15 protein-coding genes and 3 pseudogenes are annotated in these 14,283 nt (G+C 36.1%); 7 read left to right on the top strand and 11 right to left on the bottom strand.

The window, feature by feature from the left end; all coding sequences use genetic code 11:
* Nucleotides 1-258: 258 nt before the first annotated feature.
* Nucleotides 259-1,395, bottom strand: a complete 1,137-nt coding sequence (locus OPR57_RS00215; RefSeq protein ID WP_265036579.1) for a cysteine desulfurase family protein — start codon at nucleotides 1,393-1,395, stop codon at nucleotides 259-261.
* Between the two features lie 155 nt (nucleotides 1,396-1,550).
* Between OPR57_RS00215 and OPR57_RS00210 the strand changes: the two genes are divergently transcribed.
* Nucleotides 1,551-2,249: an alpha/beta hydrolase gene (locus OPR57_RS00210; RefSeq protein ID WP_265036576.1), complete on the top strand. Its 699-nt coding sequence runs from the start codon at nucleotides 1,551-1,553 to the stop codon at nucleotides 2,247-2,249.
* 238 nt (nucleotides 2,250-2,487) lie between these two features.
* Here OPR57_RS00210 and OPR57_RS00205 read toward each other — a convergent pair whose 3' ends face one another.
* Entirely contained in the window at nucleotides 2,488-3,162 is a 675-nt protein-coding gene (locus OPR57_RS00205; RefSeq protein WP_065106727.1) for an ABC transporter ATP-binding protein, read from the bottom strand.
* Between the two features lie 313 nt (nucleotides 3,163-3,475).
* A complete protein-coding gene (locus OPR57_RS00200) occupies nucleotides 3,476-3,937 on the bottom strand; it encodes a HesB/IscA family protein (protein WP_265021232.1) in 462 nt (153 codons plus the stop codon).
* Nucleotides 3,938-3,984: 47 nt separating this feature from the next.
* On the opposite strand from OPR57_RS00200, the gene OPR57_RS00195 reads away from it, so the two are divergent.
* Complete coding sequence (locus OPR57_RS00195; RefSeq protein WP_265036574.1) at nucleotides 3,985-5,184, top strand: deoxyguanosinetriphosphate triphosphohydrolase; 1,200 nt, start codon at nucleotides 3,985-3,987, stop codon at nucleotides 5,182-5,184.
* Complete coding sequence (gene ribD / locus OPR57_RS00190; protein ID WP_265036572.1) at nucleotides 5,184-6,440, top strand: bifunctional diaminohydroxyphosphoribosylaminopyrimidine deaminase/5-amino-6-(5-phosphoribosylamino)uracil reductase RibD; 1,257 nt, start codon at nucleotides 5,184-5,186, stop codon at nucleotides 6,438-6,440. The genes OPR57_RS00195 and ribD overlap by 1 nt, the downstream gene beginning before the upstream one ends.
* Nucleotides 6,441-6,491: 51 nt before the next feature.
* Here the strand turns inward: ribD and OPR57_RS00185 are convergent, their stop codons facing one another.
* Nucleotides 6,492-6,938 (bottom strand): collagen-like protein, encoded by a 447-nt coding sequence (locus tag OPR57_RS00185; RefSeq protein WP_265036570.1) that lies wholly within the window; start codon nucleotides 6,936-6,938, stop codon nucleotides 6,492-6,494.
* A gap of 142 nt (nucleotides 6,939-7,080) precedes the next feature.
* Between OPR57_RS00185 and truB the strand changes: the two are divergent.
* The 3 genes and pseudogenes from truB to pnp all read left to right on the top strand — a co-directional run bounded on the left by truB (nucleotide 7,081) and on the right by pnp (nucleotide 10,754).
* A pseudogene (gene truB / locus OPR57_RS00180) lies at nucleotides 7,081-8,181 on the top strand (tRNA pseudouridine(55) synthase TruB).
* A 12-nt stretch (nucleotides 8,182-8,193) separates the two neighbouring features.
* Entirely contained in the window at nucleotides 8,194-8,466 is a 273-nt protein-coding gene (gene rpsO, locus OPR57_RS00170; protein ID WP_006279944.1) for a 30S ribosomal protein S15, read from the top strand.
* 14 nt (nucleotides 8,467-8,480) lie between these two features.
* Nucleotides 8,481-10,754 (top strand): polyribonucleotide nucleotidyltransferase, encoded by a 2,274-nt coding sequence (gene pnp, locus OPR57_RS00165; protein ID WP_265036565.1) that lies wholly within the window; start codon nucleotides 8,481-8,483, stop codon nucleotides 10,752-10,754.
* A 155-nt stretch (nucleotides 10,755-10,909) separates the two neighbouring features.
* Here pnp and OPR57_RS08120 read toward each other — a convergent pair.
* The 3 genes and pseudogenes from OPR57_RS08120 to OPR57_RS00150 form a co-directional block, all read right to left on the bottom strand.
* Nucleotides 10,910-11,056, bottom strand: a pseudogene (locus OPR57_RS08120) (WPE palindromic element domain-containing protein); the annotation flags it as partial.
* 138 nt (nucleotides 11,057-11,194) lie between these two features.
* Nucleotides 11,195-11,875 (bottom strand): ribulose-phosphate 3-epimerase, encoded by a 681-nt coding sequence (rpe, locus tag OPR57_RS00155; protein ID WP_264337995.1) that lies wholly within the window; start codon nucleotides 11,873-11,875, stop codon nucleotides 11,195-11,197.
* 94 nt (nucleotides 11,876-11,969) lie between these two features.
* Nucleotides 11,970-12,398 (bottom strand): zinc-ribbon domain-containing protein, encoded by a 429-nt coding sequence (locus tag OPR57_RS00150; RefSeq protein ID WP_265036563.1) that lies wholly within the window; start codon nucleotides 12,396-12,398, stop codon nucleotides 11,970-11,972.
* 75 nt (nucleotides 12,399-12,473) lie between these two features.
* Between OPR57_RS00150 and dapD the strand changes: the two genes are divergently transcribed.
* A complete protein-coding gene (dapD, locus tag OPR57_RS00145; RefSeq protein ID WP_265036561.1) occupies nucleotides 12,474-13,304 on the top strand; it encodes a 2,3,4,5-tetrahydropyridine-2,6-dicarboxylate N-succinyltransferase in 831 nt (276 codons plus the stop codon).
* A 55-nt stretch (nucleotides 13,305-13,359) separates the two neighbouring features.
* Here the strand turns inward: dapD and OPR57_RS08115 are convergent.
* The 4 genes and pseudogenes from OPR57_RS08115 to OPR57_RS00130 all read right to left on the bottom strand — a co-directional run.
* A pseudogene (locus tag OPR57_RS08115) lies at nucleotides 13,360-13,455 on the bottom strand (WPE palindromic element domain-containing protein); the annotation flags it as partial.
* A 47-nt stretch (nucleotides 13,456-13,502) separates the two neighbouring features.
* Nucleotides 13,503-13,631 (bottom strand): hypothetical protein, encoded by a 129-nt coding sequence (locus tag OPR57_RS00140; protein WP_265036559.1) that lies wholly within the window; start codon nucleotides 13,629-13,631, stop codon nucleotides 13,503-13,505.
* Nucleotides 13,603-13,887, bottom strand: coding sequence for a DUF2610 domain-containing protein (locus OPR57_RS00135; protein WP_265036557.1), 285 nt, complete (start codon nucleotides 13,885-13,887; stop codon nucleotides 13,603-13,605). Before OPR57_RS00135 ends, OPR57_RS00140 begins: the two co-directional genes overlap by 29 nt.
* Complete coding sequence (locus OPR57_RS00130) at nucleotides 13,888-14,280, bottom strand: hypothetical protein (RefSeq protein WP_265036555.1); 393 nt, start codon at nucleotides 14,278-14,280, stop codon at nucleotides 13,888-13,890. It abuts the gene before it with no gap.
* Nucleotides 14,281-14,283 lie beyond the last annotated feature (3 nt).

Genomic DNA, 14,283 nt, shown 5'->3' with positions numbered 1-14,283 from the left:
TTTTACTGTCTTAAACGCTTTATAAGCACGTTTCTGCTTGTATAGGTAGAAACCTAAAAGTTTTATAAAGACATGAGGTGCACATAGTGCAAAAAATTAAGCATGATTTACGCCAAATACAAAGTTCCCTTTGTCGTTTTAATCTGCAGATTGCGAAGATAAATAAATAGCTTCATTATCATGATAAGGGGGCTGGCAGAGTTTGTAAAGTAATTTTTTACACTAATTTATAGCTCCCTGCATGATACCACGTATTATCTATACCAAGGTGTTCTGCTTGTAGATATTATACCAACAATCCACTATTTTTTTTATGTCTTGTGGTTTAGTTTCTGGACCTATACTGATTCTAATTGAACACTCTGCTTGCTCTTTTGTTGCCCCCATTGCAAGCAAAACATGGGAAGGCTCAACTTTTCCAGAAGAACATGCGGAGCCATTACTAACTGCAATATAATTCAAGTCAAAATGCATGAGCTGCACATCACTCTTTACTCCTGGCATATAAATAAAACTTGTGTTTGGCAGCCTCTTAGAGTTTTTACCGAAGATTCTTATGTCACTGGCAAGATTTAATAATTCACACTCTAATTGATCGCGTAGCTCCTTTACTTCATCCATTTTTGATAAAAGATCTGGAATATTTTGCAGTGCAGCAGAAAGGCCTGCAATTGCAACAATATTTTCCGTACCACCACGAAATCCCTTCTCTTGTCCACCACCTATTATAATAGGTTCTATCGCAAGTTCTTTATTGAATATTAAAACTCCACTGCCTGCTACACCGCCAAATTTATGGGCGGATAAAGTGAGTAAATCCACTCCTAAATCTTCCATATTAACTTTAATTTTCCCAACACTTTGAGCAGTGTCAGTGTGGCAAATTGCTCCAAATTTGTGTGCTATTTCAGCTATTTCCTCAATAGGTTGAATAACTCCGATTTCGTTATTTGCCATCATAACTGAAACTATTGCTTTGTTTCCTTTAAGTTCGCTTAGAATTTTTTCTAGCTCTAAAAAGTCAACAATGCCCTCCTGATTAACGGGTATTATATATGGATTACATGCAGAATTAAGAATTGAAGGATGCTCTATAGCTGAAATTATATGCAGGTAGCCTTTCATTCCTCTCATAACAAGGTTATTCGCTTCAGTTGCACCAGACGTAAAAACTATTTCTTTATCACTTGAGACGCCAATAGCACCACGTACGTTATCTCTTGCATCCTGAAGAATCTTCCTCGCTTCTTGTCCTCTTTTATGTAGTGATGATGGATTGAGCGTTTGTTTTAACAAGACCTCAAATATACTTTTTTTTACATTTTCACTAATTGGAGCAGTTGCATTGTAATCAGCATATACGCAACCACTATTTTCTAAAGAGAATGGACTCATCTGTCACTTAAATAAGTTTACCATCAACTATAGCCATAACTATGTACGTTAGCTTTAACACGATAAAAAATTTATTGCAAAAACAGCGAAATTAATACATAATTAATAACTCACGTCATCAATACCTGTCAAGCGGGTTCTTATTAGGAGTCACCATGGTTGAAGTTTTTTTGAATAATGCAACAAGAAAGATAGAAGGTGAATACCACCAAAGCAAAGATACCAAAGCGCCGGTTGTGCTGGTTTTACATCATCATCATCAATATGGTGGTAATATGGATAGTAAAATTGTACATAGTACATATACGTCTTTTATCGATAACAATTTTTCTGCATTGAAGATTAACTTTCGTGGTGTGGGAAAATCTACCGGAACTTTTGATAAGGGTATAGGAGAATTAACTGACGCTGCGGTAGCCATTGATTGGCTTCAGGAACATAATCCTAGCAATGTTCCAATTTGGATCGCTGGTTTTTCTTTTGGAGCATGGGTGGCTATGCAGCTAACAATGCGCCGCCCTGAGATAGTGGGTTTTATTGCTCTTTCTCTTCCGGTAACTAAGTACGATTTTTCTTTTCTTTCTCCCTGTCCAGTTTCTGGGCTTATAATACAAAGCAGTAATGATACAATCTCAGAAGAAAGCGATGTAACAGAATTAGCAAAAAGGTTGATAAATTCAGTAAGAAGTGATCACATGAAATACCATATAATAGATGATACTAATCACTTTCTAAAGGATAAAGAAGAGGAAGTGACTCAAATCGTGGACAATTATATAAAACTGCGCTTGAATAGTGCAACTATTTCTTCTCAAAAGGTCAAAAAAGAGGTAAGGGTAAAAGAATATGCCTAATCTTTACAAACAAGAGAAATGAGTGTAGTAATATAAATGAAAAGGTTTTGTTATGTTTAAAAAGCTATTATTTTTTGTTTTAGCTGTGTTTATGTTATCGGGGTGTTCCCTAAGTAAACAGCGTAAGTTAAAAAGTCCGTGTATAAAAAGCAATGAAAGCATTTCATGCGAGTTGTACTCTGTTAATGATCATTGGTTAGATAAGTATAGGGCATAGAAATTGTGCTATTTTTCCTATTCACAACTTCACTAATGATCGATCTCTCAATTGGAAAATGCAGTCTGCCTTTTCTGCAAGGAGATGATTGTGTGTTACTATAAGCATAGAGCTGTTATTTTCCTTTACGTATGAATGTAGCAGTAAAAACACGTTAAAAGAGTTTGTTGGATCTAAGTTTCCTGTTGGCTCATCTGCAAGTAAAAGCTTTGGAGAATTTACAATGCTTCTTGCAATTGCAACTCTCTGCCTTTCCCCACCCGAAACTTCAGATACCATGCTACTTGCTTTGTTTTCCAGACCAAATTTTTCCAACATTGCTTGCGAATTTTTTTTTGCTTCAGCTTTGCTTTTTCCTGCAATGAGTTGAGGAAGCATAATATTTTCCAACACCGATAACTCTTGTAACAAATAGTGAAATTGATAAACAAAACTAAGAAAATTTCTTCTTACATGGGTTTTATGCTTATTACTTGCTTGTGTGCAATTTATTCCATCTATCGTAACTATACCTGAAGTTGGCTTATCCAATAAGCCTGCGATTTGCAATATAGTTGTTTTCCCTGCACCTGAATTGCCAATCAGCGCTACTACTTGCCCTCTTGTAACACTTAAGTTGATATCCTTTACAACAGCAGAATTGTCCTTGAAGCTTTTATCTACAGAAGTTAGTTCTAGTGCTACATTACCACCCATGTTTAAAAGACCTATAACCATACAAATGTTGTGCTTGCATAGCAAATGATAGTGCATGACCAGTAAAAAAGAAATAGAAGAATAAACCTCAGTGTCAAGTATACAACTATATGAACGTTGTGACTTGAGAGCACCCTCCACCAGAGAAGAGTGTCATCCAAGTAGCTGACACTGGGATCCAGGAATTTTGATTGGACGCTAAGTTGGTGAGCATAAAAGTAGCTAATCCTATGTTAAAACACAACGTTTGTGATGGGATTTCGTAAAAGGCTGGATTCCAGTGTCACGCACTGGAATGACATCAAATTTTTGACTAAACTGAGAAGCTGTTACCACAACCACATTGAGACTTAGCAAAGGCATTCTTTATTTGAAAACCAGAACCACTGAGATCCTCAGTATAATCTATAACTGAGTTATTTAAAAATTTTGCTGAACAATTATCAACCATTAATACAGGATTGCCATTTTCATCATTAATTACTATATCTTTACCTTTTTCGCTAAAACTGGAGTGGCTTCTATAGTCCTCGCTTTCTTCATAATCATCATCTTCGTCTTCGTCATCAAACTCATCATCGTAATCATCGTCTTCATCATCCAAAGATAGATTTTTATTCATTTGATCCATAAGAAAATTGTATTTGAAGCCAGAACATCCACCACCTGAAACTGCAACCCGTAAAATGGAACTCTTATCCCCTTCCTGCTCTGCAAGAAAGTGGATTTTTTTTAGTGCATTATCAGTTAAGTTGATGTTGTAATTTGTTGACATAGTAACCACCGTTTATTATTGATAACTTATTATAGTAGAAATTTTACATGTCAAACAATAATTTTCTATTAAATTATGCATGTTTTCCAAGCAAAACAAAAGGGAGATACTTCAAAGAGCCAGAAGATGAGAATCGCAGCTGCTTTCAGCGCGATAGGGACCGTATCATTCACTCTAATGCGTTTAGAAAATTGGAGTACAAAACACAAGTTTTTATCAATTATGAGCACGACTACTATCGCACTCGGCTTACTCATAGCCTTGAAGTTGCACAAATTGCAAGGTCCATTGCGCGTAGACTTGGCTTAAATGAGGATATCACTGAATGCATAGCGCTCGCACATGATCTTGGTCATCCTCCATTTGGTCATGCAGGTGAAGATGCTCTAAAGAAATCAGTTCAAGATTTGAATCTTGATAACGAGAAGTATGAGTTTGATCATAATGTTCAAGCTATAAGGATTTTAACTTACCTCGAACAAAAACACGCTGACTTTGATGGTATGAATCTAAGTTGGGAGGTGATTGAAGGAGTTGCAAAGCATAACGGTCCCTTGCTTGGTCAGAATGCAGTATCTCACACAAATAATCAGCTATTGCTAGAATACAACAAAAAATATGATCTAAAACTTGAAGAATTTTCAAGCATTGAAGCGCAAGTTGCTTCAATTGCCGATGATATTGCTTACAGTGTTCACGATCTTGATGATGCACTCAGGGCGAATTTAGTAACCATCGAAGATTTGCTGAATGTCCCTTTAATTGGAAAAATGTTTAAAGACATAAGGAGCAGATATTCAGAATTGCCTCAGAGCAAACTCATACATGAATCACTGAGTGGAACTATAGGAACTATGATAAGTGATGTTGTTTCTCAGACTGAAAGAAACATTGAAGATCACAAAATAAAAAGCGTAGAAGACGTAAGAAGTCTAAATAAAATGCTAGTCACATTTTCACCAGAAGTTGCGAATGCTACAAAAGAAATGAAAAGATTCAACATGGAGAAAATATACAGAAGCTATAAACTGAGTAGAACGATGAACAAAGCAAAACGCATAATACAGGAACTCTTTCAATGTTTTTATGAAAACCCAGGATTACTTCCCACAGAGTGGAGTAAACTCGCTTGTGAATCTCAGCGTTCAGTAATAATATGTGACTATATCTCAGGTATGACAGATAGATTTGCTATACACGAGCACAGAAGAATTTTTGATACCTCCTATGAAATGACTTCTTTCTAATGATTGATGATCATTTCATGTCAATTGCATTAAGGCTTGCAGAAAAAAATCTTGGAAATGTTGCACCAAATCCTGCTGTCGGGTGTGTTATTGTAAAGGATGGTACAATTGTTAGTGAGGGATACACAGGGATTGGTGGGCGTCCGCATGCGGAGGTAGTCGCTTTGCAAAACGCTAAAGATTCAACTCATGGCGCAACTATATATATCACTCTTGAGCCATGTTGTCATCATGGAGTCACGGGACCTTGCACTGCAAAAATCATAAAAGCTGGCGTAAAAAGGGTAGTAATTGCAACTATTGACCCAGATAGTAGAGTTTCAGGTGGAGGAATTAAAGCTCTGAAAGAAGCAGGAATTGAAGTTGAGCAAGGTATTATGCAAAAAGAGGCAGAAGAATTGAATGTCGGTTTTTTCACCACTAAAGAATTACATAGACCATTTATAGCTTGCAAAATCGCAACATCTCTTGACGGAAAAATCGCAACATTTACAGGCGATAGCAAATGGATAACAAGTGAAGATACGAGAAATTGGGTGCATGAGCTTAGAGCAAAATATGATGCAATTATGATTGGCAGCAATACTCTTATTAATGATGATCCACTCTTAACTTGCAGATTACCAGGACTCGGAAGTAGATCGCCAATAAGGCTAATTATAGATAGCCAAGGGAGATTAAAGGAAGAGCATAACATTGCAAAGACTGCAGATAAAGTAACAACTTGGGTGATTACAAACAGAGAAATAGAGAGAAAAATAAAAAACATTAATTATTTGATAGTCAATTCAAATCACAAACCTCCTGTCATTCCAGATGTCACCCCAACACACTCTCCTGTCATTCCAACGCCTTCTCCTGTCATCCCAGTGCCCAGACACTGGGATCCAGAAAACTTCAAGCAATTGCATAATGAAAACTGGATTCCAGCGTCACACGCTGGAATGACATCGGATCAAAAAGAATCTAATGCAGGCAAAGTCTGCCTAAAAGACATGGCATTAAAACTTGTTTCAGAAATTGGTATAACAAGGTTATTAGTTGAAGGCGGAGGAGTGTTAATAACAGAATTATTAAAATATAACTTAATCGACAGGTTGATAATCTGCCGTAGTGGTAAAATTTTAGGCAATGATGCCATCCCTTTTGTAGGAAATTTAGGGATTCAATCCATCAATGAATGTTATCAGTTCAAAAAAACAGAGATAATAGACTTTGATGAGGATATAGTTGAGATGTGGGATAGATTATCGTAACTCTTCTCAAATGAAAAAAAGAGGCAGAACCATCTCTACCTCTTGTGCTATTTAGCTAGCTATTTGGGCTTTAGCTGCGTATTTGTTATCAAATGGTGCAATAACATCAAGATCTTCTAAGAAAGCTTTAACTTTTCCTTTCAAATCATCGTCAGAAAGTATTGTACCTGGAGCACCATCTTTACCTGGAGCACCATCTTTACCTGGAGCACCATCTTTACCTGGAGCACCATCTTTACCCTTAGCGCCTTCCATTGCATTCATTTGCTGATATGAAGAAATAGCTTGTGCAGCAAAATATACAGCGGCAATAAATAGAACTGCAATTCCAGCAGGGCTAGCAATAAGTGCTAAAGATGCAGGTCCAGCAATTACTTTAGTAGCAATTAATATTGTTGTTATTGCTGCCGCTAAAGATGCAACTGCAACTGTACCTTCAATACTCATTTTTGTTATGGATGCAGTGTTTTCCCACTTCCATATGCTTGATTTTGGCATAACAATCTCCTAAAATAAGACTAATTTAAAGATTAAGTATGTGTTAATAGATGCATGTTGGTCAAGCCATTTTTTACATTATCATTATCATTTAAAGTATATATTTCAAGCTAAACTGTTACCAATTGTATATAATTAACATATGAAACATGGTTGGCTGAATCTCGATAAACCAATAGGAATTAGTTCTGCACAAGCTGTAACTCAAATTAAAAGGATTTTTGGGATAAAAAAGGCTGGTCATCTGGGAACACTTGATCCTTTAGCTTCAGGTGTGCTGCCAATTGCTCTTGGCGAGGCAACAAAAACTATACCGTATTTATCTTGTGACTTAAAGGCATACGATTTTACAATAAAATGGGGTGAACAAAGAACAACGGATGATTTGGGTGGTGATATTATTAGAACTAGCACTATAGAACCTCAATATAATCAAATAAATTATGCAATTAAAAATTTTATTGGTGAGATTAAGCAGACTCCTCCTCAATTTTCAGCAATAAAAATCAAAGGAGCAAAGGCGTATAAATTGGCAAGAAGTGGGCAAAAGGTGAATATAAAGCCTCGACAAGTCAAAATACATGAACTGAAATTGATATCTGTGGACACCATAAATAATAGTGCAGATTTTTCTATGATGTGCGGTAGTAGTGTATATGTAAGATCAATTGCTCGTGATCTTGGAATTGCATTAAATTGTTTTGGACACATTACAAAATTAAGAAGAACTATGGTAGGTGATTTTAGAGAAAATGAATCAGTGACAATTGAGCAACTTACTAAAAAAAACACAACAACTTACTCTCCGATGTCATCCCAGTGCTTGACACTGGGATCCAGATATACAAATACTTACAAATCATGTAATGGACAAAAGATTCTAGGAGCATATGTCAAAAACAATGTTCGTGATGAAATAGGCTGGATCCCAGTGTCAAGCACTGGGATGACATCGGAGGATGGGATGACATAGGGGGGTAGAATGACAGAAGATGATGGAGTGACAGGGAGTAATACAAAAAGTTTCGTCATCCCCATTGAATCGGCTTTAAAATCGATGTTCAAAGTTGAAATTTCCCTAGAAGATGCGGGGAAAATCAGAAAAGGTCAGGAAGTTGTATTAAATAACTTGCGTAATTTAAAGAATTATGATATTTGTTGTACGATAGTCGGTAGTGTACCTATTGCAATCTGCAGTTTTATTTATGGTTGTGTGAAACCTATTCGTGTTTTTAATATTTAAAATGAGGTTTAGATGTCGATAACATCCGAAAAGAAAAAGAGTTTGATAAATATATATGCAATTAAAGAAGATGATACAGGTTCATCTTTTGTACAATGTGCAATTTTGACCGAGAGGATCAGTAACTTAACTGAGCATTTTAAAGTGCACAAGCATGACCATCACTCTAAGCGTGGTTTACTTATATTGATAGGTAGAAGACGCAAGCACTTAAATTATATAAAGCGTAAATTTGGTAATGAAGCCTATCAGGAATTAATAGAGAAGTTAGGCATTAGAAAATAATCGAGGAATTTAATATGTTTAAAATTATAAAAAAATCTATAGAGTGGGGTGGTCGTGCCTTATCTTTAGAAACAGGAAAAATAGCACGCCAAGCTCATGGTTCAGTAGTTGTAAATTACGGTGATACTTCTGTTTTAGTAACCGTTGTAAGTAAGAAGAAGGAAGAAAATGTTGATTTCCTACCTTTAAATGTGCAGTTTATCGCAAAAAGCTATGCCATGGGTAAGATCCCTGGCGGGTTCTTTAAAAGAGAAGGCAAGCCATCTGATAGAGAAACTTTAATCTCAAGAGTAATAGATAGAAGTATAAGACCACTATTCCCAGAAGGATTTAATGATGAAGTTAGTGTGGTGTGCAATCTATTAACTTATGATACAGTCAATCCTCCTGAAGTGCCAGCATTGATTGGTGCTGTTGCAGCTCTTGCAATTTCTGGTGTTCCTTTTCACTTTACTATAGCTGGAGTGATGGTTGGTTGTGATGAAAATAATAACTATATACTCAACCCTTCTGTTCAAGAGATGAAAGCAAGCAGCTTGGATCTGTTTTTGTCTGGTGATGAAAATTCAATTTTAATGGTTGAATCAGAAGTGAAAGAGCTCTCTGAAGAAAATGTTTTTAATGCAATAAAATTTGGCCATGAACACCTTAAGCCTGTCATTGAGCTCATAAAAGAGTTTGCTGATACAATTGGCAATAAACCTAAGAGCTTTGCTCCTATTGATACATCAGATATAACACAAGAGCTCGAAAAATACGGTAAAGATTTTGAAAAAGCATATTTGCAAACAGTAAAACAAGAGCGGGTTCAAGCTTTAGAAGCGATCAGAGAGAATATATTGAATACTCTTAAAGAAACTGGAAAAGACGAAAAGTTAATTACGTATGCAGTAAAAAACTTTGAAAGATCTTTAGTACGTGAAATAATTAGGAAGAAAGGTGTAAGGATAGACGGTCGTAAGCATGATGAGATACGTCAGATAGAAGTTGAAGTTGATATTCTGTCCAAAACTCACGGTTCTGCACTATTTACAAGAGGCAATACTCAGGCACTGGTTGTTACTGCTCTTGGCACTACTCAAGATGAGCAAATTGTGGATGATATTGAAGGGGATAGACGTGAGCATTTCATGTTGCATTATAACTTTCCCTCATTTGCTGTTGGAGAAACTTCTGCTGCACGTGCACCAGGAAGAAGAGAAATCGGTCATGGCAAACTTGCTTGGAAAGCAATTCATCCTGTTTTACCCGATAAATCTGAATTTCCTTATACAATAAGAGTAGTGTCTGAAATTTTGGAGTCTGATGGTTCTTCTTCTATGGCAACAGTTTGTGGGACTTCTCTTGCTTTAATGGATACAGGTGTGCCAATAAAGGCCCCTGTTGCTGGAGTTGCTATGGGCCTTATTAAAGATAAAGACGAGTATGTGATACTTTCTGATATATTGGGTGATGAAGATTATCTTGGTGATATGGACTTTAAAGTAGCAGGAACTAGTGAAGGGGTTACGGCGCTACAAATGGATATGAAAATTTCTGGTATAAGCTTTGAAATTGTTGAAAGATCTTTAGAACAGGCAAAAGCTGGAAGATTACATATTTTAGAAAAAATGAATGCAGTGATTTCAGAACACAGTGATGATGTCAAAGACCATGCACCAAGGATGTTATCATTTTACATAGATAAAGACAAAATTTCTGCTGCTATAGGTTCTAAGGGGAAAAATATACGCAGTGTGTGTGAAAGAAGTAATGCAAAAATTGAAATAGGAGATGATGGTAAAGTTTCTGTTTTTGCCACAAGTGGCACTGAAGCTGAGATTGCAAAGAGTATGATGATTGATTCAATAACAGAACTAGAACAAGGTTCTATAGTTGATGTCAAAGTTGTAAGAATAGAGAAGTCTATTGTAGAGCTTGAATTTCTTAATGGCAGAAAAGGAAAAATGCACATAAGTGAAGTAGCTAATGAACACATAGATTCTATAGAGAGCATACTTAAACAAGATGATACTTTCAAAGCACTAGTAATTGACTTCGAAAAAGGTGGGTGTCCAAAGTTGTCAAGACGTCGGGTTAATCAAGAGACGGGAGAGTTTTTTGAAGGTGAGCTTTACAACGAGGAAAGGAAAGATGGTCCAAATGACAGGAATAATTATTACAATAATTCATTTAATAGAAAACCTGGAGGAAGTTACCATAAGAGGCCTCCTCGTCCTCGTTCTGGTTTCAGTAACAGAAATAGGCCGAAATTTGGTAATAATGATTCATCATCAGGTTTTTATTAAGAGTAAACTTCTTGCGTTACCTCTCGTCATTCCAGTGTCAAGCACTGGAATGACACCCTTTCTGGTGAAGATTGTTCTCAAATCACAATGTTAGTACAATTGTGGTGTTAGCTATAGCTAACCCAAGAAAGGTTTCCCTAGTCATACCGCCCACAACTGTATGAACGTTGCAATGTGACACGATGTTGCATAATAAATGATGTCATTCCAGTGCGTGACACTGGAATCCAGTTCTTATTATACAGCTATCTGGTGTACTTATTTAAAATTAAGTTTTCTGGATCCCAGTGTCTGGGCACTGGGATGACACCCTTCCTGGCGGAGATTATTCTCAAATCACAACGTTCGTACAGTTGTGGGCGGTATAGATTCCGCTAACGAGTAGCGGAATGACGAATTTGTTGTTTTTCAAATTGTAGAGCCACTTTAGCTATATAGGGTCACAACAATAGATTTTTAAGATCGTTTACGGCCTTCTTAATATCTTCAGCCTTGAATATCGCCGATCCCGCAACTAAAATATCTGCACCTGCTTTTATTATATCAGCTGCGTTAAAAAAGTTAATTCCACCATCTACTGAAATTTGTGTTTTAAGGTTACGCTCTTGTATCATTTTTTTTATAGTAGATATCTTGTTCAACTGTGAATGAATGAATTCCTGTCCTCCAAAGCCAGGGTTGACTGTCATAATCAGCACAATATCTAGCTCATGTATTATGTATTCAAGCACACTTGGAGAAGTTGAAGGAACAATTGAAACTCCAACTTGAATCGGTTTTTTTTCGTCGTTTACATTTTTGTATGACTTTATCTTTCTTATCAACCTCTCAAGGTGTGTCTCTGCTTCTGCATGTACAGTGATAATATCAGCACCAGCATTTATAAAGCTTTCAATGTGGTTACCAGGAGATTTGACCATTAAATGCACATCAAAAGGAAGATTGCTATATTTACGTATTGCAGAGACAACGCTAGGACCAATTGTAATATTTGGAACGAAATTCCCATCCATAACGTCTATGTGTATGTAATCCACACCTAAATCGCTAATTTTTCTTACTTCTTCCCCTAATTTTGCAAAGTCTGCTGAAAGTATAGAAGGTGCAATTTTAATACTCATGAGCTGCTTTTTTTGCTAAAAAATAACTTATTTTTAAAACTCTGTCACCCTAAACACCATCTGAGTAACTAGAGACCGATATCGGTATGCCTATTTAACTAGATCTTAAATTAGATAAAAAAAGGTAGTCTTGATAAAACTTATTTACAGCAAGTTCTTTTACATTTGGACTTTCTGTTTGTTCTTTTTTGTACCCTAATTTATAGCTTATTGAATCTTTATATAAACTGATCGTTTTGTATGCTTTGTTCATCTCTCTAGGAAAGATGCCATTAGCAATTACGACGCATAACCCTGTAGCTGTTGCAAAAACTAGAGTGGTAAATGCTAGATTTTGTAAAAAATTCCTTCCGCTAACTTTTTTTTCCTGTATATTAGCAGAGTGCGATTTGTTTGACACTTCTTCTAGGTATTCATGCCATATGTGATTGCAATTCGTACACTTTACCTTTCTTCCAGATGCACCAATTTGCTCGGGGGATACTAAGTAAGTTTTAGTACAACTATTACATTGTATTTTCATAACACTTACATATAAAGTAGTAACAAGCTCAAATGATACAGAGCTACAAATTTAATATCAATATATATATAACAAATGGAAGGTTTGCAACTAAAAAAAACACAGAGTGAGATAGAAGATATTTGGAAAAATAGAGAAAAATTTAATGACTGTAATCTAAAGAAAACAGCAAAAATAGCAATTAAAGAGGTAATAGAGCTCCTTGATAGTGGTAAAATTAGAGTAGCAGAAAAGCTATCAAGTGGAGAATGGGTAATACATAAGTGGATAAAGCAGGCAATATTATTACATTTTCTCACTGAAGAAAACAAAATAATAGACAATACCAATTGCTGGTTTGACAAGATCGGTAACAAGTTTAGTGAATGGAATGAGGAGAAATTTCACCGGTTAAAAATTAGAGCAGTTCCTGTGTGTTTTGTTCGCCGATCTGCTTATATAGGTACAAATGTTATTCTAATGCCAAGTTTTATCAACGTTGGTGCATATGTTGATTCAGGAACAATGATAGATACCTGGTCAACGATTGGTAGCTGTGCGCAAATAGGAAAAAATTGCCATATTTCCGGTGGAGTGGGAATAGGTGGAGTCCTTGAGCCTATTCAAGCTTCACCTGTCATTATAGAGGATAATTGCTTTATTGGAGCGCGTAGCGAGGTGGCCGAGGGTGTGGTAGTGAGAGAAGGATCAGTCCTTGGCATGGGTGTGTTTATTGGAGCGTCAACAAAAATTATTGATAGAGAAACTAGCAAGGTATTTTATGGCGAAGTGCCGCCTTATTCTGTAGTGATACCAGGGTCTATTCCATCTAAAAATAACATTTCAACCTATTGTGCAGTCATAGTAAAAAAAGTGGATGAAAAGACGAGATCGAAAACCTCTATAAATGAAATATTGAGGGATTAAACTATATATCTGTAATATGACACAATATTACATAGTAAATGATGTCATTTCAGTACTTACTGTACGAACATTGTAATTTGTAGGCAATTTGTGTGGCAGGTGGTGTCATTCCAGTGCTTGACACTGGAATCCAGTTTTTCACGCAACCCCATCAAAAACGTAGTGTTTTAATATAAATGAGATTAGCTACTTTTATATTCACCAACCTAGCTGGATCCCAGTGTCAAGCACTGGAATGACAAGAGAGAAGATATAGGAAAGACAGGAAGAAGATATTGGATGATAAGAGAGCAGTTTGCTATTTTTTGCTATCGCTTTTTTTATCATTATTACTAACCACAGTAATAGCATACGCGCATAGCTCTGAGAAAGAGACTCCATTTTCTTGAGATAATTTATATAATTTTTGTAGACTTTCTTTTACTTTATTAGGGATATTCCCTCCACGTTCTTTTACAAGCCAGGAATCTTGATGATGAATTGGATGAGCATCGCTTTTTGGATTTCCTATATATATTGCAAAAGGTGAACTTTGCCCTTTGAAGTCACATTGTACAGTAAATTTTTTTATAGATTCAGTCATCTAAAGACCTCTACTTTTCTTTTTGGTTGATTTTATAGCAGGTGGAAGAGGTGGTTTCTTTATAAAATCTTGTCTATTGACAACACTTTCTTTACCTTCCAAAGCTCGGCGAACATCAGCTCTGCTTAATTGCGACTCTTTTGCTACCTTCATTCCATGCTTTGCCATAATATTAGCATATGCTAGTACTTTTTTTACCACTTCTAGATCACCATTTAGCATTTGAACTAGCACTTGAAACACTTCCGCTAAAGTTAGTCGATCAGCATTTATAACCTTGTTTTCTATAAAATTGACAGCTTCTTCAAATTTGTATTCAATACTATCATCTTGAGGTATAAGGGCAACATAATCGGTGTTTTTGTCGTCCATAACTGAAGCACTATTACTCATAAG

Origin of the sequence: Wolbachia endosymbiont (group A) of Anomoia purmunda (genome assembly GCF_947251545.1) — a bacterium.
GTDB lineage: Bacteria > Pseudomonadota > Alphaproteobacteria > Rickettsiales > Anaplasmataceae > Wolbachia.
The sequence above is the reverse complement of the archived record's forward strand: the minus strand, read 5'-3'. Positions and strand labels throughout refer to the sequence as shown.